Raw genomic sequence first — 21887 nt, forward strand, 5'->3', positions numbered from 1 at the left:
TCAAGAAAGTTCAGCCCTTCGACAGGCTCAGGGCGAACGGAGGAGAGTTACCCCCTCCGGTAATTCACGCAGCGATGTGCATCGGTTCGAGGCCGGCGAGCCGGGTCACGACCTGCAACTCCGGCACCACGCGCGGCTTGTGGCCGTCGAGCGCCTTCGCCACTGCGCCAATATGCGCAGGCGTCGTGCCGCAGCAGCCGCCAACCATGTTGACCAGCCCTTCATCCACCCACTGACGGATCAGCTTCGCGGTGGTTTCCGGCAGTTCGTCATATTGCCCCAGTTCGTTGGGCAGGCCCGCATTGGGATAGGCCAGGATCAGCGTGTCGGCATTCTTGGACAGTTCCGACAGATAAGGCCGCAGCAAATCCGCACCGAACGCGCAGTTCACGCCGATCGTCAGCGGCTTCAAATGCCGCAGCGAATACCAGAAGGCGTTGATCGTGTGGCCCGACAGGTTGCGGCCCGACATGTCGGTGATGGTGAAGCTGAGCATCACCGGCACCGGGCGGCCCGACGCCGCCTCCGCTTCACGCGCAGCCATGCCCGCCGCCTTGGCGTTCAGCGTATCGAAGCAGGTTTCGATCAGCAGGAAATCCACCCCGCCCGCAATCAGCGCGTCGCACTGTTCACGATAATCGGCCTTGAGCGTATCATAATCGACTTCACGATAGGCCGGATCGTTCACGTCGGGCGAGATCGACAGCGTCTTGTTCGTCGGCCCGATCGAACCGCACACGAAGCGCGGCTTGCCGTCCCTCGCCGTCGCCTTCTCGCAGGCGGCACGGGCGATCTTCGCGGCGGCGATATTGATGTCCCACACCAGATGCTCGCAGCCATAGTCCGCCATCGCGATCTTGGTCGAACTGAAGGTGTTCGTCTCGATCATGTCGGCGCCATTGTCGAGATAGGCGGTGTGGATGCCCTCCACGATGTCCGGCCGGGTCAGGCAGAGCAGGTCGTTATTGCCCTTCTGGTCCTTGCTCAGGTCCAGATCGCCGCGATAATCCGCTTCGGTCAGCCCATGTTTCTGGATCGACGTGCCATAACCACCGTCGAAGATCAGGATCTTTTCGGCGGCCAAAGCGCGCAATTTCTGTTCAGCGGACATCATCAAAACCCCGTTCGGGCTGAGCCTGTCGAAGCCCCGCCCTTTCTGGAAAAGAAGTAAGGCCCTTCGACAGGCTCAGGGCGAACGGAAACATATATCAAGCGGTCACGTCAGCCGCGACCGCCACTTTGGGCCTCAGCCCAAGCAGATGACAGATCGCATAGCTATGTTCCGCCCGGTTGAGCGTGTAGAAATGGAAATCGCGCACGCCGCCTTCATATAGCTTCCGGCACAATTCCGCCGCGATCGTCGCCGACACGAGCTGGCGCGCGGAAGGATGATCGTCCAGCCCTTCGAACAGGCGCGCCATCCAGCTCGGCACATCGGTATTGCACATGGCGGCCATGCGCTGGGTCGCGGAGAAATTGCCGACCGGCATGATGCCCGGCACGATATCCGCGCTGATGCCCGCCGCCAGCACCTTGTCCATGAAGCGGAAATAGGTGTCGGGCGCGAAGAAGAATTGGGTGATCGCACGGGTCGCCCCGGCATCCAGCTTGCGCTTCAGATTATCCAGATCGCTCTGCGCGCTCGCGGCTTCGGGATGCACCTCCGGATAGGCGGAGACGGAAATCTCGAACGGATGGCGCTGCATCAGCCCTTCGACCAGATCGGCCGCGCCGGTATAGCCATCGGGATGCGGCTCGAACTTGCCACCCACTTCCGGCGGATCGCCACGCAGGGCGACAATGTGGCGCACGCCCGCTTCCCAATAGGCGTCGGCAATCTCGCCAATCTCATCCTTGCTCGCGGCCACGCAGGTCAGGTGCGCCGCGGCCGCCAGCGGCGTTTCCTTCGCGATGCGCGCGACCGTATTATGCGTCCGTTCCCGCGTGGAGCCGCCCGCGCCATAGGTGACGGACACAAATTTGGGCGCCAGCGGCGTCAGCGTCTCGATCGCGGACCAGAGCTGCGCTTCCATCTTCTCCGTCTTGGGCGGAAAGAATTCGAAGCTGACCTGGCAGTCGCCGGCCAGGTCCGCATAAAGGGGGGCGGCAGGATCATTCAGGGTCATGCGGAAATCCGTTCTTCGATGGGCAGGATGCGCGCCGTCCTGCGCCGCCCCAGCCAGAGTTGTACCGTCAGTTCCTGGCCGGGCAGCGTTTCCACCCGTTCCAGCGCCAGTCCCGCCGCAGCGAACCAGCCATCCATCTGTTCGTCCGAAAAGCCCAGACGCGCATGCTGATCGCGCGTGCGCAGTTCTTCGCGTTCATGCGCCGCGAAATCGACGATCAGCACCCGCCCGTCCCGCGCCGTGACGCGCGCGGCCTCGGCGATCACCATTTCAGGCGCCTGTGCATAATGCAGCACCTGATGCAGGACGACCGTGTCGGCGCCACCCGGCGCCAACGGCAGATCCATAAAATCGCCCAGCAACAGCGCATATTTGTCGCCTGCGTCGGCCGGCAACTTGGTCCGCGCCAGCCGCAGCATGTCGGGGCTGCGGTCGATCGCCGTCACCTGCCGCGCTGCGTCACCGAACAGTTCGATCATCCGCCCGGTGCCGGTGCCGATATCGAGCAGATGGCCGATCGGCTCGCGCGTCAGCAGTGCGGTCATCGCCGCCTCCACATCGGCTTCGGCGACATGGAGCGACCGGATCGCGTCCCATTCCTCGGCATGTTCCGCGAAATAGCTTTCCGCCGCTTTCGCCCGGTCGGCCCGCACCGCCGCCAGCCGGGCAAGGTCGGCCGCCTGCCACAAAGCTTCGCTGTCGGATGTTTCCAACTGGTCGAACAGGGTCAGGAAAGGCGCGAAGGCGGCATCGCGGCTCAGCCGCAAAAACACCCAATTGCCTTCCTTGCGCCGCTCCACCAATCCGGCTTCGGCCAGGATGCGAACATGGCGCGAAACGCGCGGCTGGCTTTGCCCGACAACCTGCGCAATTTCCCCGACAGCCAGTTCCATCGCCCGCAGCAGATGGATCACGCGCAGCCGCGTCGGATCACCAAGTGCCCGGAAAATGTCGAGTGCCGCATGCATGTCCATGCCATATAAAGAATTCTTTATATACGTCAATGCCAGTGAATTTTCCGTGCATTTTTCATCCATGATCCGGCAAAACGGCGGCAACCCAACCTTTCAGCTTTATGAATGGGATTGCCTTGCTCTTTCCAAAGCATTAGGAATCAAAGGGCAGGCGCAATGGGGGGTGAGCTTTTCTCCGAGAGTGGTCTGCATTTTGTTTTTCTCAGAGAGGGGTTTTAACCCATGACCAAGTCGATTGCTCTTTCGCTCGTTCTCGCTGCTTCGCTCGGCCTGGCTGCTTGCTCGGGTGGCCATGAAAACGCCGCCAACAACGCTGCCAACGCTGCTGAGAACGCTTCGAACGCTGCCGACAACGCCATGAACGCTGCGCTGAACGCCGCCGACAACGCCGCTAACGCTGCGTCGAACGCGACCAACAACGCCGCGAACGCGATGTAATTTTCGCTTCTTGCGAAATATTCGAAAGGGGTCGCACCGGCAACGGCGCGGCCCCTTTCTTTTTGGCCCCTCTTCCCGGAAGACCATGCCCATGAAGCGGATCACCCTGCCCCTGATGGCTGCATTGATGCCTATACTGATGCTGGGCGCTTGCGGCGGTTCCGGCGATCAGGATGGCGTTGGCGGCGTCAGCGCCGGGGAGGCAAGAGCGCTCAACGAAGCCGCCGCTCGTCTGGATGCGCAGGCCGGCGCCGCACAAAGCGACGATGCCGGACTGAACCCCGCCGCGACAGCCGCCGCGCGCGCGGACCGGAACCGCGTCCCGCCCCAGCCTGCTCCCCGCCCCTGATCGACGCAGGCATGAAAAAAGGCCGCCCCTTGCGGAGCGGCCCTCTTCCCTTGCGCGACCCTTGTCGGATCAGCAATTGCGATCGATCGCCCGACCGGCCAGCGCACCCACGCCAGCGCCCACGATGGCGCCGGTCGTGCCGTCACCACGGCGACCATAGCGGCCAGAACCCTTGCCGATTTCATTACCCAGCAGGCCACCGGCGATTGCACCGATGATGGTGCCGCCCGTGCCATTGTCCCGGCAGCGATAACCGCCACGATAGCCGCGATAGCGATCACCACGATAGCCACGGTCGTAACCGCCGCGATAATAATCGCCGCGATAGCCACGATCATAACCACGATAACCCCGGTCATATCCGCCGCGATAATAGTCGCCCCGATCATATCCACGATAATGATCGCGCGCCTGCGCAGGGGCCGCCGAAACGGCCAGCGATGCCACGCCCATGGCCAGGGCGGCTCCCATATTCACAAGAAACTTCATCTTCATGGCTCTGCTCCTCAATTGCCATCCTCTTGGGCGGCCGTTGAAAAAGAACGGGATTGCCCTTCGATTGACGCCCTTATGCCGGAGTCGCGTTGAGCCGAGCCTGAATGGGGGTGACAGCCAGCGTTCAGGTGCGCGCCACCCGTCACTGTTCTGCTGCGCCCTGCCGGATAATCCCCTATGGCCGGTGCGATGCAGCGAATCCTGATTGTCCTGGCCCTTGCGATTTTGCTGCTGCCCGCGCCGCATCCGGGGAAGCCCGAAAGTGTGCAGGCCGGCGCCCTGCTGGTGCGGGCGCAGCCCTTGCCACTCAGCAGCGTCGATGCCGCACTCCGCCATGTGGGGGCACTCGACTATCTGGGCGGCTGGGCGCTGGAGAGCGCCAACCCCGGCTTTGGCGGCATTTCCGCCCTGCTGGTAGCGCCGCCGGGCGACGTGCTGGGCCTCAGCGATTCAGGCATATTGATGGGTTTCCATGTGGGGCCCGGCGAAGCTGCCCGCCGCCCCTTCATCGCCCCGCTGCCGATCCGCGCGCAGGATCGCTATCGCCCCTGGTGGGCCTGGGATTCGGAATCGCTGGCGCATGATCCCGTCAGCGATCGCTACTGGGTTGGCTTCGAACTGCAACAGGCGGTGTGCCGCTATGGCCCCGGCTTCGCGCGGGTGGAGGCGTGCCGCACCTGGCCGGAAATCATGGCCTGGCCCAAGACCGGATCGATCGAATCGCTCGCCCGCCTGCCCGACGGCCGCTTTCTGGTGATCGGCGAAATGGGGATGACCGCCGATGGCAAGCATGACAGCCTGCTCTTCGCTGGCGATCCGGCGGAAAAGGACACGCCCGATCCGATCCACCTGCGCTACACCCCGCCCAAGGGCTATCGCCCGACCGACGCCGTGGCGATTGACGCGCATCATCTGCTGGTGCTGAACCGGCGGCTGACGCTGGAGGATCTGTTCACCGCGACCATCGCGATCGTCGAGCTGCCTGATCGGTTGACGCCGGGAACGGAACTCAAAGCCCGCACCCTCGCCCGGCTGGCGCCGCCGCTGCTCGCCGACAATTTCGAAGGCATCGCCGTCACGCGCGAGGCAGGCCGCACGATCATCTGGGTCGTGTCCGACGACAATCACGAATTCTTCCAGCGCACCCTGCTGCTGAAATTCGGGTTGCCGGACGGGGAGTTGTAAGGGTCGGGCCTGTCAGGCAGCAGCCGTCGGCCCAGCCATTCTTCAAAAAACAGCACACACGCAAAAAAGCGGCCCGGTGAGGGGCCGCTCCTTATGCCGAAACGAATCGAGGCGAATCAGGCTGCTACGGCAGCCTTCTTCTTGACGATGTCGCGCTTCAGGCGACGGGCCTTCAGCGACAGCTTGTCGTCGCTGGTCTTGACCAGCCAGTTGTCCAGGCCGCCATTATGTTCGACCGAACGCAGACCATGGGTCGACACGCGCAGCTTCACGCTGGTTTCCAGCGTTTCGGAGAGCAGCGATACGTTCTGCAGGTTCGGCAGGAACACTCGCTTGGTCTTGTTATTGGCGTGGGAAACATTGTGACCCACCTGGCGACCCTTACCGGTCAGCTCGCAAATGCGCGACATAGTCAATCAACCTTTGAAAATCGGGTTCGTTCGGAAAGCCGCGCCGATAACGGGATTCGGCCATCGCGTCAACCCGGGAAACCCTTTTGCCGGGGAGTGCGTTGGAGCGCTGTTAACCCATAGGAGGGCGAAATGCGACTCATTGGTGGCTTGCTGATCATTGTTCTGATTGTTTTGGCCGGCGGTATCGCCACCGGCTTCATCGACCTGCAAAAGACGCAGGACGGGCGCCTGCCCGAAATCGCCGTGAAGGAAGGCGCGCTCCCCAAATATGAGGCGAACGTCGCCAAGGTGGAGGTCGGCACCCGTAACGAAACCGTGGCCGTGCCCACGGTGGACGTGAAGAAGCCCTAAGAGAGTGTTTGAGAATGGTGCGGTTGAGGGCTGGCGAGAGATTTTGCGCGCTGGCGAGGAGTGATCGAAACCGCGATGCTGGGACATCGTGGTGAGATCGCGACGCCGCCAACGTGCAAAAGCACCGCCAGACCGACCCGCATCCGTTCTCAAACGCTCTCCAACTTCCTTCCGCGCGCATGATCCTGTAACGGGCGGGGCTTATGGCTTCGCCCTTTCCTCTGCCAGCGCCCATGCGTCGCGCCCTTGATCTTGCCCATGCGGCACAGGCGGCGGGCGAAGTGCCGATCGGCGCCGTCGTGACGAAGGATGGCGTCGTCATCGGCGAGGGCGAGAATCGCAACCGACGCGACAATGATCCCACCGCCCATGCCGAAATCGTCGCCATGCGGGCTGCGGCGGCACATCTGCACGACTACCGGCTGACCGGCTGCGACCTGTGGGTCACGCTGGAACCCTGCCCGATGTGTGCAGGCGCCATTTCCCATGCCCGTATCGCTCGCCTCTATTATGCCGTGGGCGATGCGAAGGGTGGCGCGATCGAACAGGGGCCGCGCCTTTTCGCCCAGCCGCAATGCCTGCATCGCCCTGAAGTCTATGGCGGGCTGGCAGAAGCGGAAGCCTCAGCGCTGCTGCGTGACTTTTTTGCCGTCCGGCGCTGAATAATCTATTCGGTAGAGCTGATAGGGCAACGTCATCGCCGTCTCCAGCTTCACCGGGATCAGCCAGTCGGGCCGCTTGTCGCGCATCAGATCGGCATAGAAGCCGCCCGGACTGCGCGACTGATAGATGGTGCCTTCGGGGAACCAGGGGCAGACCAGCAGATAGGTCGCATGATGCTTCGCCGCGATCGCGCGGAAATCGCGCGTCGGCCCGTCAAAGGCGTGGTGGATGTCCAGGATCGTCGCGCCGTTGCGATGATAGGGACCGGCTAACGCGCTATGATGCGTCGTGGCGATCAGGCGCGGCCCCAGATCGACCAAAGTGAAGATGGTGGCCGGCGGCAACTGATCCAGCACCGCCAGCGCCGGCAATGTGCGGCACCGGCCATTGGCCTTCTTGATATTGTCGGTGCGGGCGATGGCCGACGGGCGCCAGGGCTTGGGCTTCGTACCCGTCGCCGCCTGCCACAACGTCACGATCTGCGGATAAAGCGGATAGGCAAAGGCGATGGCGGCGAGCAGCGCCACCCCGCCCCCGGCGGCGATTTTCACCCGGCGCTTGCCGGTCAGGATCGCGGCGACCAGTCGATGCGCGGCCCAGGCGGCCGGCGGGATCGCCATCAACTGCGCCGCCGGCCCCGCACGCAACTGCCAGAAAAGCAGGGCGGTGGAAAAGACCATCATCAGTCCCACCGTCGCCCAGGCCCACAGCCGCTCCGTGTCGCGCCGGGCATCCCATAGCGCCCAGAACAGGCCGATCAGCCCCGCCACCGGCACCGCCATCAGCGGCACCACCAGACTCTGCGCCTGCACCGTGATCGGCTTGGCCTCACGGATATTGGCGAGCCACAGGCGCTGGAGTTCGGGCGAAATCTGATAGGGGGTCAGGCATTGCGGCCAGTTCAGGTAGAAGAAGACGGCGACCGCTCCGCCCACGATCGCGCCTGCCGCCATCCGCACCGGCCATCCGCGCAGGGGCGCGATCGACAGGATCACCATGCCCGCACCCGCCGCGCCGAACACCGCCACCCAGATGGGCGAGAGAGCGTCGCACACCATGGCCCGATTGGCGTAGCTGGCGAACAGCACATACAGAATCGACGTCGCCCCTGCGAGGCTCAGGCCATAGGGCAGCATCCGCCGCTCCGCGCCCGGCCGGAAGACCCAGCGTAGCGCGATCAGCGCGCCACCAGCCGCCAGATAGACGATCATCTCCATGCCGATGGCGATCGACAATGCGCTGCTGATCCCCGCGATCAGGCCGCCCCGCCCCCGGTTCGTGTCGATCACCCCCGCCAGCGTCGTCACCGCCAGCGCCAGTTGCCAGCCATGATGGTCGATCCGCATCGGCGCATACATGCCCAGCGCCATCTGTGCGGCCAGCGGCGCCAGCGCCGCCAGGAACCAGCCATTCGGCCCCGCCAGCCGCCGCCCGATGAAGCCGAGCGAGAGCATCAGGAGCAACAGCGGCAGCAACGGCGCGATGCCGCAGGCCAGCCGGTCGGCCAGACCCTGATCGACGAACGCGCGAAAGAACAGGATCAGGCCCGCGATCGGGATATCCACCAGCCGCGACCAGTGGATATTCGCGCCGCCCGGCGGATCGAGTCGATATTGGCGCAGATCGTACCAGCCCTGCCCGGCCAGCCAGTCCTTCACCTGCACATAGCGGATATTGTCGTCGGTATCGCTCAGCACCAGCCAGTGGATCGCCGCCCAGCGCGTCATCACCATCGACACGGCGATGATGACCCAGATCAGGAAGGTCAGCCATTTCCAGTGCCGCTGGACATAAGCGGTCAGGATCGGCATCCAATGGCGGATGCGGGCGCGCAAGGTATCACCGCTAGGCAAGGTCATTCGCGTCGCCTAGAGGGATTTCGATTGAAATGGAACATTTCACGGCTCGGAAATCCCGGCCAACAGAAAGCCGGACGGCAATTTTGCTTCCGACAAAATTGCCGTCTATGGCTCAGCATCAAAGCGCAACCGGGGCCGTCATGAAATATCTGTCACGTCTATATGCAGAGCATGGCGCGCTGTTCTGGCAGATCGTCCGCTATGGCGTGACCGGCCTGTTCGTCACCGCCTGTCAGGCGGCGATCTACTGGGCATTGGCCGCACCGGTCGGGCTGCATCCCCAACTGGCCAATTTCATCGGCTATGTCGCGGCGGTCGCGATCGGCTATGCCAGCCATAGCGCCTTCACCTTTCGCGGCCATGGCACCGGCGGCGGCCATGCGACACGCGGCGTCCGCTTCGTCGCCGTCTCGCTGATCAGCTATGCGATCAATGCCCTGTGGGTCTATCTGTGCGTCACCCATATGCACTGGCCCGAATGGTCGCCGATCCCGGCGATGATCTTCGTGACGCCGCTCATCGTCTTCGGCCTCAACCGCCAATGGGTATTCCGCTAAAGGCGGGGTAGCAAACCGAGCATATCGCGTCATGCCAGCGAAAGCTGGCATCTCACTTCTTCGGACAATGCGCTTGAAAGAGAAAAGAGATCCCAGCTTGCGCTGGGATGACGGCGCGATAGGAACCTTGGGTCCCCTTCAAATCGCCAATGCCACCTGCGGCAGTCCCCTTAGCCGCCCCATGTCCCGCTGTGGCGGGGCGCCGAACAGGCGGCGATATTCGCGGCTGAATTGCGAAGGGCTGTCATAACCGACGCGATAGCCCGCCTCCGCCGCGTCCAGCCGGTCCGCCAGCATCAGCTTGCGCGCTTCCTGCAACCGCAACTGCTTCTGATATTGCAGCGGCGTCATCGCCGTCGCCCGGCGGAAATGATCGTGGAAGCTCGATATGCTCATGCCCGCCAGCCCCGCCAGATCGGGTCCGCTGAACGGCTCGCGGAAATGCGCCTTCAGCCAACCTATAGCGCGGGCAATCTGGCCGGTGCGACTTTCCCCGCTGGCGATCGCGCGGATGATGCCGCCATTGGGCCCGGTCATCAGTCGCACCAGCAATTCCCGCTCCACCAGCGGCGCGAGCAAAGGCGCGCTCTCCGCCTGGCCCAGCAGCGCCGTCAACCGTGTCGCCGCGTCCAGCAGTTCTGGCGTGATCGGATGCAGCGACAGCGCGCTCCCCTCCGCCACCGGCGCGACCGGCGGCCCAATTGGCGGCAGGGCGATCGCGATGTCGGACAGCATCGCCGGATCGAGATAGAGGCAGAAGCAGAGATAGGGCGCGTCATCCTCCGCCTCCGTCACGATGCCGGTGATCGGCAGATCGAGCGAGGCGATCAGATAGCTGGCCGGGCCATAGGAGAGCAGGCTGTCGCCCAGCATCACCGTCTTGGCCCCCTGCGCGATGATGCACAAAGCGGGTCGTTGCAGCATATGCACAGGCTCGCCGACATGCGACCAGCGCACCAGCGTCAGGCGCGGGATGGCAGTATCGATAATGCCATCACCATCGGCATATCGGGCAATCTGCTGACCAAGGGCCTGATGCGACATGGGGTATTCTCCTTACCCTACTTCTAAGTGAACGCATGGTGCGCGAACAGGGCCGCATCGCCGAAATGGAATATCGTGCAATCCTTCCGCAAGCCTGTTCTACCGCTCCAGCCCCATCATGCCGCATTCATGGCCCATCGGATCGACGCTCGATCCGCCGGACAAGGAGACTGAATCATGGCTATCGAGAACAAGGTCATCGCGATCACCGGCGCCAGCAGCGGCATCGGCGAAGGCACGGCGCGACTGCTGGCGGCGCGGGGCGCGAAGCTGATGCTGGGCGCGCGGCGCACCGACCGGCTGGAAAAGCTGGCTGACGAACTGAACGCCGCAGGCGGCACCGTCGCCTTCCGCGCGCTGGACGTCACCGACCGTGCCGATGTGGAAGCGTTCATCGCCGCGACGGAGGCGGAATTTGGCCGGGTGGACGTGCTGGTCAACAATGCCGGCCTGATGCCGCTCTCCCGCTTCGACAGCCTGAAGGTCGACGAATGGGACCGGATGATCGACGTCAATATTCGCGGCGTATTGCACGGCATCGCCGCCGCCCTGCCCCGCTTCAAGGCGCAGCGCAGCGGCCATTTCGTCAATATCTCGTCGATCGGCGGCTATCGCGTCTGGCCGACCTGCGGCGTCTATAGCGCCACTAAATATGCGGTCCGCGCCATTTCCGACGGGCTGCGCATGGAACATGACGATATCCGCGTGACCGTGGTGTCGCCGGGCGTGGTCGAATCCGAACTGGCCGGCACCATCACCGAAGCGGGCGCCGCCGCCGCGATGGAGGATTTCCGCGCCATCGCCCTCACCCCGGACGCGATCGCCCGCGCCATCGCCTATGCGGTGGAACAGCCCGCCGACGTCGACGTCAACGAACTGATCGTGCGGCCGGTACGGACGATGGATTGATACCAACAAGCGATGATATGAAGCTTTGACTCTCCGTTCCCCGGCGAAGGCCGGGGTCCAGTTCCACGGTCTGAACTGGGCCCCGGCCTGCGCCGGGGAACGCTTCGTATGAAACAACCCGTCGCGTCTTGGATTGAACCATGGAAAAAGGATCGCCTCCGATGAAGCGACCCTTTCTCTAAGATCAAGTCATCCATTCGCAGGCAGGAATGACGATTGGCTTATGTCAATGCACGAACCGCGCCACCACGTCGCGGTACGACCGGCTGACCTTCACCTGCGCGCCGCTTTCCAGCACCAGGAAACATTCGCCATTGGTGTGGGGCTTCACCTGCCGCACCTGGCTCAAATTCACGATAGTCGAGCGATGCACGCGCTGGAAATTGCGCGGGTCGAGCCGTTTTTCCAGATCCTTCATCGTCTCGCGCAGGATCAGCGAATTGTCGGCGGTATAGATGCACATATAGTCGCCCGCCGCGTCGATCCGCTCGATCGAATCCACGTCGACGCGGAAAATCTGCCCGCGATCCTTGATATTGATCAATTTTTCGAAGCGGTTGGACGCCGGCGCATCATCGTCGGACGCAAAATCGCTCATCGCCTGCGGCGCGACCTCGGCCAGCACTTCGCGCAGCTTTTCGACTTCCTGCACCTGTCGCTTTTCGCTCAGGCGCTGGCGTACGCGGTCCAGTGCATCGGCCAGACGGCCTTCGTCCACCGGCTTCATCAGATAGTCGACCGCCTGCGCCTCGAACGCGCGGATCGCATAATCGCTATAGGCGGTGCAGAAGATGACTAGCGGCGGTTCCACCTCCATCAGGCCCTGGACGACGGAAAAGCCGTCGAAACCGGGCATCTGAATATCCAGGAACACAAGGTCGGGTTTATGCGTCTTGATCGCGCGGATCGCTTCGCGGCCATTGGTGCAGGTTTCGACGATTTCGACATCCTCATGCGCTTGAAGACGCAGTGCAAGGCCCTGAACAGCCAGGCTTTCGTCATCGACGAGGATTGTTCTTATGGTCATGCGGCCACTTTCGATGTTTCATCCATGTTAAGCGGAATTTCGATGATGACCGAAAATCCGCCCGGCGTGGAACGCGTTTCGAAGCTCTGTCGTTCCCCGAAGGCCTTAATTAAACGGTCCCGGATGTTCGGCAGGCCGATCCCGGTCCCCTCGCTCATGGGGATGTGCGGCCTCATTCCGCTTTCATTCAATCCCGGCCCGCTGTCCGATACGACGATCCGGACATTATCCCCGGCAGGCTGCGCGCTGACCGATATTTCCGCCCCTTCCTCCTTGGGCGTGACCGCATATTTGATCGCGTTTTCCACCAGCGGCTGCAACAAAAGCGAAGGCAGGCGCGCCCGCGCGACTGCGGGATCGATGCTGAAGACCGGGCGCAGCCGCTCCTCGAACCGCATCTTCTCTATCTCCAGATAGAGTTTCAGCGTCTCGATCTCCTGCTCGATCGTCACCTGCGCGGTCGGCTCGTTGATCAGCGTATAGCGCAGGAAGGAGGACAGGCGCGACAGCATCGCATTGGCGCGATCCGTCTGCTTGAGCAGCACCAGAGTCGAGATGCTGTTGAGCGTATTGAACAGGAAATGCGGATTGAGCTGATAGCGCAGCATCGCCAGTTGCGCATTGGCCGCCTGGTTTTCCAGCAGCAGCAACTGGTCCGCCTGCTCCTCCACCGTCAGATAGAAATTGATGGCGTAATAGAGCGAGGACCATGCCCCCAGCAGCGTCATCGACAGATAGAAGGCGCCCAGAAACAGTTGCAGCCCCGCCGTCTCGCTCGCCCTATTCTGGGTCGAGAAGACCCAGGCATCGATAAAGGCGACCAGCCCGGCCGCCAGCACCACCGTTACGATCGACACGCCCCAGCGGATGATCGGCCGCTGTTTCAGCAGGAAACGGAACATCACCGCGATCAGCAGCGTCACCGAATAGCCGGTGACGGTCGATATGATCACCGGCACCAGGCTGGACAGCGGCTGCCCATTGGCGATGGTGGACGATCCGCGCAGCAGGAAAGCGCCGGCCCATCCGACCGACTGCAAATTCCAGAAGGCGCGATTCTTGTCAGCGAAAAAGGGCTGCGGCTTGATGCGAGGCACGGATACGGACATTGCCGACAGACTTAGGCGATTTGGGCCCATGGTCAAAGCCGCTTTACGGCATAGTGGCCGGGACTCGAACCGTCATTGCGCGCGCAGCGGGCCGAAAGCGGGCAACGCCCAACCGATCCATGAGTGCGCCAGTGGATTGCTTCGCTGCGCTCGCAATGACGGGGCAACACATAGTGCAACGTCGTTTAGTGCTGAAAGCCACTGCGCCATCGTCAGGCCGCGACGGCCGGGGCCTCCGCCATGGGGGTCACTTCGTCGGGACACACCCATACCAGATCGGTCAGGTCCAGCAGACGGCCGTCATGCGCCTGGATAGCGATACTGCGGATCGGCTGGCCGTCGCGCTTGTCCGCCAGAACCTGGCAGGATGCGGGCGCGCAGCCCCATTTTTCGCCCCACTGGCGCAGCGCGATCATGGCAGGCGCCAGATCCTGCCCCTTTTCGGTCAGCCGATATTCCACCTTGCGCCGGTCGCATTGCATCGGCTGACGCAGCATGATGCCATTTTCGACCAGCCGGCTCAGCCTGTTGGCCAATATGTTGCGGGCGATGCCCAGGGTAGACTGGAATTCCTCGAAATGTCGGATGCCCGACAGCGCACCGCGCAGGATGAGGAAGGACCAGCGCTCACCCATCGCCTCCAGCGCGGCGGGGAGCGCACATTGTTCCAGATCCTGGGCAAGATTATGTTTCATGGGTCTATCGCATAGCGCAAAGCGCCGGTTGTTGCAAAAGTGCCGACTTATTCCATCGATATGGGATTTTTTTGTTGCACGACAAGGCTCTTCCAACACAATCGGGAAACGATGCTACGTCAATATGAACTTGTCGAACGGGTAAAGCGCTACGATCCGGATGCGGACGAAGCGATGATCAACCGCGCCTATGTGTTTTCGGTCCAGAAGCATGGCAGCCAAAAGCGCGCCAGCGGCGATCCCTATTTCAGCCACCCGATCGAAGTGGCGGGCATCCTGACCGATTTCAATCTGGACGACCAGACGATCGTGACCGCGCTGCTGCACGACACGATCGAGGATACGCTCGTCACCTATGAGGAGATTGAGAGCGCGTTCGGCAAGGATGTCGCGCGCATGGTCGACGGCGTGACCAAGCTGTCGAAGATCGAGGCCATGTCCGAAAATGAGCGGGCGGCGGAAAATCTCCGCAAGTTCCTGCTCGCCATGTCGGACGATATCCGCGTGCTGCTGGTGAAGCTGGCCGACCGGCTGCACAATATGCGCACGCTGCACTTCATCAAGAATCCCGACAAACGCCGCCGCATCGCCCGCGAGACGATGGATATCTACGCCCCGCTGGCCGAGCGGATCGGCATGTATGATTTCATGCGCGAGATGCAGCTCCTCTCCTTCCGGGAGATCGAGCCGGAAGCCTATGACAGCATCACCAAACGGCTGGAGCAGCTCAAGGAAGGCGGCCATGACAAGGTCGACCGGATCGGGGCCGAACTGCAATTGCTGCTGGCGGGTCAGGGCATGTCGGTCAGCGTGTCGGGCCGTGAGAAACACCCTTATTCCATCTTCAAGAAGATGCAGGAACGGCATATCAGCTTCGAACAGCTGACCGATGTCATGGCCTTCCGCGTGATCACCGCCTCGACCGAGGATTGCTATCGCGCGCTCGGCATCATCCACCAGACGTTCAAAATGGTGCCCGGCCGGTTCAAGGATTATATCTCCACGCCCAAGCGCAACGGCTATCAGTCGCTGCACACCACCGTCATCCATCAGGACAATGCCCGGATCGAGGTGCAGATTCGCAGCCGCGACATGCATAATGACGCGGAGCTGGGGCTAGCGGCGCACTGGGCTTATAAGCAGAAGGGCGACGCCGCCGATCAGCATGCCGCATGGCTGCGCGACCTGGTCGAAATCCTGGAGCAAAGCCAGGATGCGGACGAGCTGCTCGAACATACCCGCATGGCGATGTATCAGGATCGCATCTTCGCCTTCTCGCCCAAGGGCGAACTGCATCAGCTGCCCAAGGGATCGACCCCGGTCGACTTCGCCTATGCCGTGCACACCTCGCTCGGCAACCAGACGGTCGGCGCGAAGGTGAATGGCCGCGTCGTGCCGCTGCGCACCAATCTTGAAAATGGCGATCAGGTCGAAATCCTCAAATCGGAGGGACAGGAACCGCAACCGGGCTGGTTGACCTTCGCCATCACCGGCAAGGCCCGCGCCGCGATCCGCCGCTATATCCGCCAGAAGCAGCGGGGCGAAGAAATCGCGCTGGGCGAGAAGCTCTATCAGGAAATCATCGGCCGCTTCTCCCCGGACCTTGCCAAGGAACTGGGCGAAAAGGCGCTGAACGCCGCGCTCAAGCGGCTGAAGCTGGACGATCGCGCCTCGCTGATGGTCGCCATCGCCACCCATCGCGTGCTCGATTCCGAAGTGATGGAGGCGCTGATGCCCGGCTCCACCACGGCGGGAGGGGTGGAGGAAGCCCATCCGCGCCAGCATGAACCCGTGTCGATCCGCGGCCTGACGCCGGGCATCGCCTATAATCTGGGCGACTGCTGCCACCCCGTTCCCGGCGACCGCATCGTGGGCGTGCGCCGCACCGGCGAGCCGATCGAGGTCCATACGATCGACTGCCGCTCGCTGGAGGTGGATCAGGACGACGACTGGGTCGACCTGTCCTGGGACAGCAAGTCGAAAGGCGGCACCGCCCGCCTCTCCGTCATCGTCAAGAACCAGCCGGGCGCCCTCGCCGCCGTCGCCAATGTCTTCGGCGCGACCAAGGCGAACATCCTCAACCTGCAACTGGTGAACCGCGAAGGCCCCTTCCACACCGACATCATCGATCTGGAAGTCGCCGACGCGCAGCATCTCAACCGCATCTTGCAGGCGCTCCGCGCGATCGACATCGTGGTGCAGGCGGACCGGGTTTAAGGCTCAAACGGGTGGATAGGCAACGCATCATCCCTACACCGGCATCCCCGCGCAGGCGGGGATCCATCTCTCTCCCTTTCACCTTGTTGAGAGGTTGGGAGATGGGTTCCCGCGTTGGCCTGCGGCCGCCCTTCGGGTCGCGGGAATGAGGGAATTGGGTGGTTAAGAGGCTGTCCGCTCTGAGTTGCAAGCGAGGGAAAGCGGTCATTGCGCCATGGACCGAGATACGGCACATCATGGGCCATGAACGACTTCAATATCGTTGACGTGCCGGGAATTCTGTCCACCCCAGTTGCCACCTACGATGGCAACGGAAACCAAATCACAGACGATGGCGGATGGCATCGGCAGGCCGCTGAGACGCAGTATGTTCTTGCCGAATTCCTTGTCGCCAAGGGAATGGTAGTGGACCGCACAGCCATTGATCGGTCGCCCACGCTGACCATTAAGTTTTCTACGCTAACACCCGAGGGGCAAGTGTTCGCGCGTGAGGCAGTCCACAAATGGTTAGTTTCGATGGATAGGCCGACCGCGAAAATCAACGACAGCGGATTAGAAAAGCGCTGGCAGAAATTCAAAGCCAAGCCAGCTTAACGGCTGCTTCGCGGATCGCTTGGCACTTCAAAGCACGGCCGCAACTGGTCGCCCCCCCAACCCACTTTCCGCGTGACAAAGCTCCCCTTTTCTCCTAAAGGCGCGCCCAGCGGGTTCCTCGGAACCCTCCGTCCGAGACAGTTGGTGAAGGGAATATGCCCTTCTTAATCTCCAGCCTAGACGGGGAAAAGTTCTTACCGGACGGGCCAAGCGCCCGATTCGGGTCTGCCTGTTTCCTTTTGAGGATAGGCCAGTCGATCTCTCCCCTTCGGACTTAGTGCCCCATGCCGTCAGGCGTGGGTTTAGCCGTTCGCTTGGGCCTGTCCAGGCGAAGCGAACATGAAGTGGAGTAATGGCATGGATCGTAATCAGAAAGCTGAGGTCGTTTCCGCGCTGAACGCAGAGCTGGCAGAAGTTGGCGTGGTCGTCGTGACCCGCAACCTCGGCATGACCGTCGCCCAGTCGACTGTCCTGCGCCAGAAGATGCGCGATGCCGGTGCAACCTACAAGGTTACGAAGAATCGCCTCGCCCGTATCGCCCTTGATGGCACCAGCTACACCGGCCTGAGCGACCTGCTCACCGGCCCGGTTGGCCTGGCCACCTCGGTCGACCCGGTTGCAGCCGCCAAGGTTGCGATCGATTTCGCCAAGACCAACGACAAGCTTGAGATCGTTGGCGGCGCGATGGGCGAAGTGCTGCTCGATGCGGAGGGCGTCAAGGCGCTCGCATCGATGCCGTCGCTGGATGAACTGCGTGCGAAGCTGGTCGGCCTTCTGGTCGCCCCGGCTACCAAGCTCGCAACCGTCACCCAGGCGCCGGCTGCGCAGCTTGCGCGCGTCTTCAACGCCTATGCGGAGAAGGAAGCGGCCTGAGCCGTCCCTCCTTCGTTTTTTTTGACCCTCATCTGACGGGGCATTTTCGCCCCAAAAAAGGAAATATATCATGGCAGACATCAACGCTCTGGTCGACCAGCTCTCGGCCCTCACTGTCCTCGAAGCCGCCGAGCTGTCGAAGGCTCTGGAAGAAAAGTGGGGCGTTAGCGCCGCTGCTGCCGTCGCCGTTGCCGGCCCGGCCGCTGCCGCCGCTGCTCCGGCTGCTGAAGAGCAGACCGAATTCGACGTGATCCTGACCGGCGACGGTGGCAAGAAGATCAACGTCATCAAGGAAGTTCGCGCCATCACCGGCCTGGGCCTGACCGAAGCCAAGGCTCTGGTGGAAGCCGCGCCGAAGGCCGTCAAGGAAGGCGTGAACAAGGACGAGGCCGAGAAGGTCAAGAAGCAGCTGGAAGAAGCTGGCGCGACCGTCGAGCTGAAGTAATCGGGCCAGCCCCGGAGCCACGCGCTTCGGGGCGAACCGATCCGGTCCAGCCGGACAAAGAGGCGGCGCCTTCGGGTTGCCGCCTTTTTTGTGTCTGTTTGAGGTGGGGACCTTTGGCCTGTGCGTGAGCGGCGCGCGCATCAGACTTTGCCATCATGGAAATACCGCGGATGCAATCCAGGCCCCACTCCTATCCGGCGCTGGAGAAGACAGCGGGCTCCCGGATCAAACCCGGCGTGACGAAAAGGAAATGATGGCTTACGGCCAAAAGCCGACCTTGCCCCCTCCCGTAGACGGAAGGCAGGTGACTCCCATCAAGGGGGTAGGCAAGCGCAACGTTGCAAATGCCCACCCCGCTGCGACTAAATTCGCTACGCTCATTAAGTCTCGCCACCCCTCCCGCAAGCGGTAGGGGCAACAAAATGCAGACCGTCGCCTTCCCTTCAAATCAGCCCGCTCAATAATTCCACTGCACCTGCGTCCGGATCAGGTCGCCTTCCGCGCGACCCGTACGGCGCTCATCCGCTTCCGCGCGCTTCATGCGGGCATAGGCGAAGGTGAATTCCAGCGCCTTCCACGGCTGCCATTCGACACCCAGTTCGAATTCATCCGTCTCCAGACGGGGCGCATTGGTGCCCGCCTTCCATCCGCCGCGATAATGTTGCCACCGGCCATAGGGCATCAGCGCGCCGATCGAGTCCGTCGGCAGGCGATACATCATCTGCACATAGCCGCCGCGCAGCTTCTTGGTCTCGATCGACTGGCTGCCAAGGTCGAATTCCGGACCCTTCCCCCAATTCCATTCCGCCTGAATGCCGAAGGGCTGGGGATAAAGCATGGCGTGGAGGCCGACACGATCATCGTCATAGGCGATCGCGCTCACCCCGCCGCTGCGCAATTCGGGCTGCACATCGTTCATCATCGCCGATCCGCCGATTTCGAACACCTGCCCCTCAAATGCCTCGCCCAGCCCATCCAGTTCGAACGGCCAGGTCGCGAAGGCCACCTTCATCAGCCCGCGATTCTGTTCGGTCCGGTTGGTGCCCTGCCCATTGAAGACGCCGACGCCGAACGCGCCATAATTGCCGAACAGCTTCTGCCCGTCATGCCCCAGCCGATCCCAGATCTTCTGCACCGACGGCGGCGTATAATAGCCCACAATGCCCAGATCGCGTTCGCTGGGCACCGCGCTGTTGATCGCATCGCTGCGGTCCAGCGTCAGGCGATTGGACGAGGATTGCATATTTTCCCAGCCGAACGGCACCTTCGACTGGCCAAAGCGCACGCGCCAGCTCTTCGCATCGTCCAGAAAGACATCGGCATAGGCATCGCGCAACTGGACGAAGCCCTCGCGCCGCTCGCTGCCCGCCTGATTATTCACCGCCGAAGCGAAATCGGACTGGAGGTAGAGCGATACCCGATCGGACACATCGCCCTGCAACACCAGCCGCGCCCGGCGCAGCGAGAAGCCGCCCCGATCCGATATCGAACCGTCATGCACCGACCGCAGCCGGGACTGGCCAGAAGGGGCTCTGTCGTCACCCGACAGGAAAGCATTATAGCGCATCTGGGTATAGCCGCGCAGCGACAGCTTTTCATACCAGGCCTTGGCTTTGGGCGCGGCCGATACCGGGGTAGCCACTGGCGGCGCAGGCGCAGCGGCAAGAGCGACCGGTGCCGCAGCAGCTTCCCCGGCGGGCGCTGGAGCCGCCGCAACCGGCGACGCCGCCTTGTTGGCGGCCAGTGCGACGGTCAGCGCCTGCACCTGCGCCTTCAGCTCATCGATCTGGCGTTGCAGGGCGGCATTGTCCGGCGCCTGCGCGGCAACCGGCGTGGATGTCATCAGCATCACCAGCGCGGTGCCGGCGGCCAGTCGCGTTCGCAGCGTCATTTCCGTCTCTTCCCCTGTTCGCCGACGCCAGTATGAATTTTCTGTTACAAGTCAGCGTCGATCGAATGTCAGTTTTGTGACATTCTCAAATGATCCGATCCCGGTTGGCGGCAGCGCTCCGCCGGGCTAAGCCTGTTCCTGCATGTTCGCCGTTCTCCCTTTCCTGCGCCGTCGCGCCGCCCTGATCGCCGGGGCCAGCCTCGCCCTCGCGCTCGGCGGATGTTCGGACGAGGGCAGCGGCCCGGTTGTCGTCAGCGTAGTCGGTGATCGCGACGATTTTGCGAAACCGCTGCAACATCTGCCCGATCCCGGCGCCAAGCTGATCCTGGAGGCGACGGCACAGGGCCTGGTCGCCTTCGACGCCAGCGGCGACATATTGCCCGCCCTCGCCCAGCGCTGGATCGTGCAGGATGATGGCCGGTCCTATATCTTCCGCCTGCGCCGCGCCTTCTGGGCCAATGGCGCCCGCGTCACCGCGCCCGATGTCGCGCGCATGCTGATGGCGCGGATCGAATCGCTGCGCCTGCTCGACCCCGACGGCCCGCTGGATGCGGTGCAGGCCGTCATCCCGATGACGGGCGAAGTGATCGAAATCCGGCTGGCGGCGCCCCGCCCCTATGTGCTCCAGATGCTGGCCCAGCCGCAGATGGCCGTCCTTTCGCGCGATGGCGGCACCGGCCCCTATCGCCGAACGAAACAGGATGGCGCCGTCGTCCTGACCCCCGTCGATCGCAGCAGCGGCGACGATGCCGATGAGGATCAGGGCGACGCGCCGCCGGTCTGGCAGACCCGCGTTGTGCGCGCGGAACGCGCCGCGCTGGCCATCATCCGCTTTCGCGAACGGGATTCCGCGCTACTACTGGGCGGGCGCTTCACCGACCTGCCCCTGCTGGTCCCGGCAGGGATCGATCGGGACAATGTGCGCATCGATCCGGTGCAGGGCCTGCTGGGGCTGGCGGTGACGGGCGAGGGCAAGCTGCTGGACGATGACGGCATTCGCGCCGCGATCAACATGGCGATCGACCGCAGCCAGTTGCCGGCCATGTTCCCGCTGGGCGGCTGGGCGACCAGCGACCGGATCATGCCGGACCAGATGGACCTTGGCCGACCACCCACCGCGCCCGACTGGGCTGCCCTGCCGCTGGAGGAGCGACGCGGCAATGCGGCCGCCAGCGTCAAGCGCTGGGTGGCGACCCATGGCGCGCCGCCGCCGCTGCGCATCGCTTTGCCCAAGGGGCCGGGCGCCACCCTGCTCTTCGCGATGCTGCGCCGCGATCTGGGCGCAGTCGGCCTGCCGACGCAACGGGTGGCGATCACGGCGGAGGCAGACCTGCGGCTGGTGGACGAAGTCGCCGCCTATGACAGCGCGCTCTGGTATCTCGGCCGGGTCGGCTGCGCGCGCAAAATCCATTGCAGCGATCAGGCCGATGCCCAGCTACAGGCCGCCAGCCTCGCCTCCTCGCCGGACGAGCGCGCCGCCCGCATCGCCGCCGCCGAAGCGCTGATGGTCGCGCATAATGGCTATATCGCGCTCGGCGCGCCGGTGCGCTGGTCGCTGGTGTCGAAGCGGCTGACCGGCTTCCTCCCTTCGGCCCGTGCGCGCCATCCATTGAATCATCTCTTCCGCAGCACCAACTAAGGTCATGCGCCCGTCGGAAACGGGTTTCAGGAGA

General features: G+C 63.1%; 24 protein-coding genes. 13 read left to right on the forward strand and 11 right to left on the reverse strand.

Annotation, left to right across the window (positions count from 1 at the left end):
* Positions 1-64: 64 nt before the first annotated feature.
* From BMX92_RS06370 to BMX92_RS06380, 3 genes are all read right to left on the reverse strand, one after another.
* Positions 65-1111, reverse strand: a complete 1047-nt coding sequence (locus tag BMX92_RS06370; RefSeq protein WP_093014003.1) for a homocysteine S-methyltransferase family protein — start codon at positions 1109-1111, stop codon at positions 65-67.
* 97 nt (positions 1112-1208) lie between these two features.
* Positions 1209-2126 carry a methylenetetrahydrofolate reductase gene (gene metF / locus BMX92_RS06375; RefSeq protein WP_093013584.1) on the reverse strand — a complete coding sequence of 306 codons (918 nt, stop codon included), beginning with the start codon at positions 2124-2126 and terminating at the stop codon, positions 1209-1211.
* On the reverse strand, positions 2123-3094 hold the full coding sequence (locus tag BMX92_RS06380; RefSeq protein ID WP_093014006.1) for an ArsR/SmtB family transcription factor: 972 nt from the start codon (positions 3092-3094) through the stop codon (positions 2123-2125). The genes metF and BMX92_RS06380 overlap by 4 nt, the downstream gene beginning before the upstream one ends.
* Between BMX92_RS06380 and BMX92_RS26875 the strand changes: the two genes are divergently transcribed.
* The 3 genes from BMX92_RS26875 (at position 3093) to BMX92_RS06390 (ending at position 3887) form a co-directional block, all read left to right on the forward strand.
* Positions 3093-3326 (forward strand): hypothetical protein, encoded by a 234-nt coding sequence (locus BMX92_RS26875; RefSeq protein ID WP_143066731.1) that lies wholly within the window; start codon positions 3093-3095, stop codon positions 3324-3326. The two genes, BMX92_RS06380 and BMX92_RS26875, sit on opposite strands and share 2 nt — an antisense overlap.
* The gene (locus BMX92_RS06385) at positions 3323-3538 is read left to right on the forward strand and encodes a circumsporozoite protein (protein WP_093013587.1); all 216 of its coding nucleotides are present in this window, start codon (positions 3323-3325) and stop codon (positions 3536-3538) included. Before BMX92_RS26875 ends, BMX92_RS06385 begins: the two co-directional genes overlap by 4 nt.
* A 91-nt stretch (positions 3539-3629) precedes the next feature.
* Positions 3630-3887, forward strand: coding sequence for a hypothetical protein (locus BMX92_RS06390; RefSeq protein ID WP_177184950.1), 258 nt, complete (start codon positions 3630-3632; stop codon positions 3885-3887).
* Positions 3888-3956: 69 nt separating this feature from the next.
* Here BMX92_RS06390 and BMX92_RS06395 read toward each other — a convergent pair whose 3' ends face one another.
* Positions 3957-4382, reverse strand: coding sequence for a glycine zipper 2TM domain-containing protein (locus tag BMX92_RS06395; RefSeq protein ID WP_093013590.1), 426 nt, complete (start codon positions 4380-4382; stop codon positions 3957-3959).
* Positions 4383-4571: 189 nt separating this feature from the next.
* Here BMX92_RS06395 and BMX92_RS06400 point away from each other — a divergent pair, with 189 nt between their 5' ends.
* Complete coding sequence (locus BMX92_RS06400) at positions 4572-5567, forward strand: esterase-like activity of phytase family protein (RefSeq protein WP_093014012.1); 996 nt, start codon at positions 4572-4574, stop codon at positions 5565-5567.
* A gap of 116 nt (positions 5568-5683) precedes the next feature.
* Here the strand turns inward: BMX92_RS06400 and rpmB are convergent, their stop codons facing one another.
* The gene (gene rpmB, locus BMX92_RS06405; protein ID WP_093013597.1) at positions 5684-5977 is read right to left on the reverse strand and encodes a 50S ribosomal protein L28; all 294 of its coding nucleotides are present in this window, start codon (positions 5975-5977) and stop codon (positions 5684-5686) included.
* Positions 5978-6109: 132 nt separating this feature from the next.
* Between rpmB and BMX92_RS06410 the strand changes: the two genes are divergently transcribed.
* Complete coding sequence (locus tag BMX92_RS06410; RefSeq protein WP_093013600.1) at positions 6110-6331, forward strand: hypothetical protein; 222 nt, start codon at positions 6110-6112, stop codon at positions 6329-6331.
* A 203-nt stretch (positions 6332-6534) separates the two neighbouring features.
* Complete coding sequence (locus BMX92_RS06415; RefSeq protein ID WP_093013603.1) at positions 6535-6993, forward strand: nucleoside deaminase; 459 nt, start codon at positions 6535-6537, stop codon at positions 6991-6993.
* Here the strand turns inward: BMX92_RS06415 and BMX92_RS06420 are convergent.
* Positions 6955-8853, reverse strand: coding sequence for a hypothetical protein (locus tag BMX92_RS06420; protein ID WP_093013606.1), 1899 nt, complete (start codon positions 8851-8853; stop codon positions 6955-6957). The genes BMX92_RS06415 and BMX92_RS06420 overlap by 39 nt on opposite strands.
* A gap of 140 nt (positions 8854-8993) precedes the next feature.
* On the opposite strand from BMX92_RS06420, the gene BMX92_RS06425 reads away from it, so the two are divergent.
* Entirely contained in the window at positions 8994-9410 is a 417-nt protein-coding gene (locus BMX92_RS06425) for a GtrA family protein (RefSeq protein WP_093014015.1), read from the forward strand.
* Between the two features lie 138 nt (positions 9411-9548).
* Here BMX92_RS06425 and BMX92_RS06430 read toward each other — a convergent pair whose 3' ends face one another.
* Positions 9549-10454, reverse strand: a complete 906-nt coding sequence (locus BMX92_RS06430; protein WP_093013609.1) for an AraC family transcriptional regulator — start codon at positions 10452-10454, stop codon at positions 9549-9551.
* Between the two features lie 177 nt (positions 10455-10631).
* Between BMX92_RS06430 and BMX92_RS06435 the strand changes: the two genes are divergently transcribed.
* Entirely contained in the window at positions 10632-11363 is a 732-nt protein-coding gene (locus BMX92_RS06435; RefSeq protein WP_093013612.1) for an SDR family oxidoreductase, read from the forward strand.
* Between the two features lie 226 nt (positions 11364-11589).
* On the opposite strand, the gene BMX92_RS06440 is transcribed toward BMX92_RS06435, so the two are convergent.
* From BMX92_RS06440 to BMX92_RS06450, 3 genes are all read right to left on the reverse strand, one after another.
* On the reverse strand, positions 11590-12390 hold the full coding sequence (locus BMX92_RS06440) for a LytR/AlgR family response regulator transcription factor (protein WP_093013616.1): 801 nt from the start codon (positions 12388-12390) through the stop codon (positions 11590-11592).
* A complete protein-coding gene (locus BMX92_RS06445) occupies positions 12387-13499 on the reverse strand; it encodes a sensor histidine kinase (RefSeq protein ID WP_093013619.1) in 1113 nt (370 codons plus the stop codon). Before BMX92_RS06445 ends, BMX92_RS06440 begins: the two co-directional genes overlap by 4 nt.
* Before the next feature lie 212 nt (positions 13500-13711).
* Positions 13712-14194, reverse strand: coding sequence for a winged helix-turn-helix transcriptional regulator (locus BMX92_RS06450; RefSeq protein WP_093013622.1), 483 nt, complete (start codon positions 14192-14194; stop codon positions 13712-13714).
* Between the two features lie 111 nt (positions 14195-14305).
* Here BMX92_RS06450 and BMX92_RS06455 point away from each other — a divergent pair, with 111 nt between their 5' ends.
* From BMX92_RS06455 to rplL, 4 genes are all read left to right on the forward strand, one after another.
* Entirely contained in the window at positions 14306-16411 is a 2106-nt protein-coding gene (locus tag BMX92_RS06455; protein WP_093013625.1) for a RelA/SpoT family protein, read from the forward strand.
* 243 nt (positions 16412-16654) lie between these two features.
* Entirely contained in the window at positions 16655-17005 is a 351-nt protein-coding gene (locus BMX92_RS06460; RefSeq protein WP_093013628.1) for a hypothetical protein, read from the forward strand.
* A gap of 357 nt (positions 17006-17362) precedes the next feature.
* Complete coding sequence (rplJ, locus tag BMX92_RS06465; protein ID WP_093013631.1) at positions 17363-17878, forward strand: 50S ribosomal protein L10; 516 nt, start codon at positions 17363-17365, stop codon at positions 17876-17878.
* 70 nt (positions 17879-17948) lie between these two features.
* On the forward strand, positions 17949-18323 hold the full coding sequence (rplL, locus tag BMX92_RS06470; protein ID WP_093013634.1) for a 50S ribosomal protein L7/L12: 375 nt from the start codon (positions 17949-17951) through the stop codon (positions 18321-18323).
* Between the two features lie 457 nt (positions 18324-18780).
* Here the strand turns inward: rplL and BMX92_RS06475 are convergent, their stop codons facing one another.
* On the reverse strand, positions 18781-20214 hold the full coding sequence (locus BMX92_RS06475) for a porin (protein WP_093013637.1): 1434 nt from the start codon (positions 20212-20214) through the stop codon (positions 18781-18783).
* A gap of 142 nt (positions 20215-20356) precedes the next feature.
* Between BMX92_RS06475 and BMX92_RS06480 the strand changes: the two genes are divergently transcribed.
* A complete protein-coding gene (locus tag BMX92_RS06480) occupies positions 20357-21853 on the forward strand; it encodes an ABC transporter substrate-binding protein (RefSeq protein ID WP_093013640.1) in 1497 nt (498 codons plus the stop codon).
* Positions 21854-21887 lie beyond the last annotated feature (34 nt).

The organism is Sphingobium sp. YR768, from assembly GCF_900111125.1.
GTDB lineage: Bacteria > Pseudomonadota > Alphaproteobacteria > Sphingomonadales > Sphingomonadaceae > Sphingobium.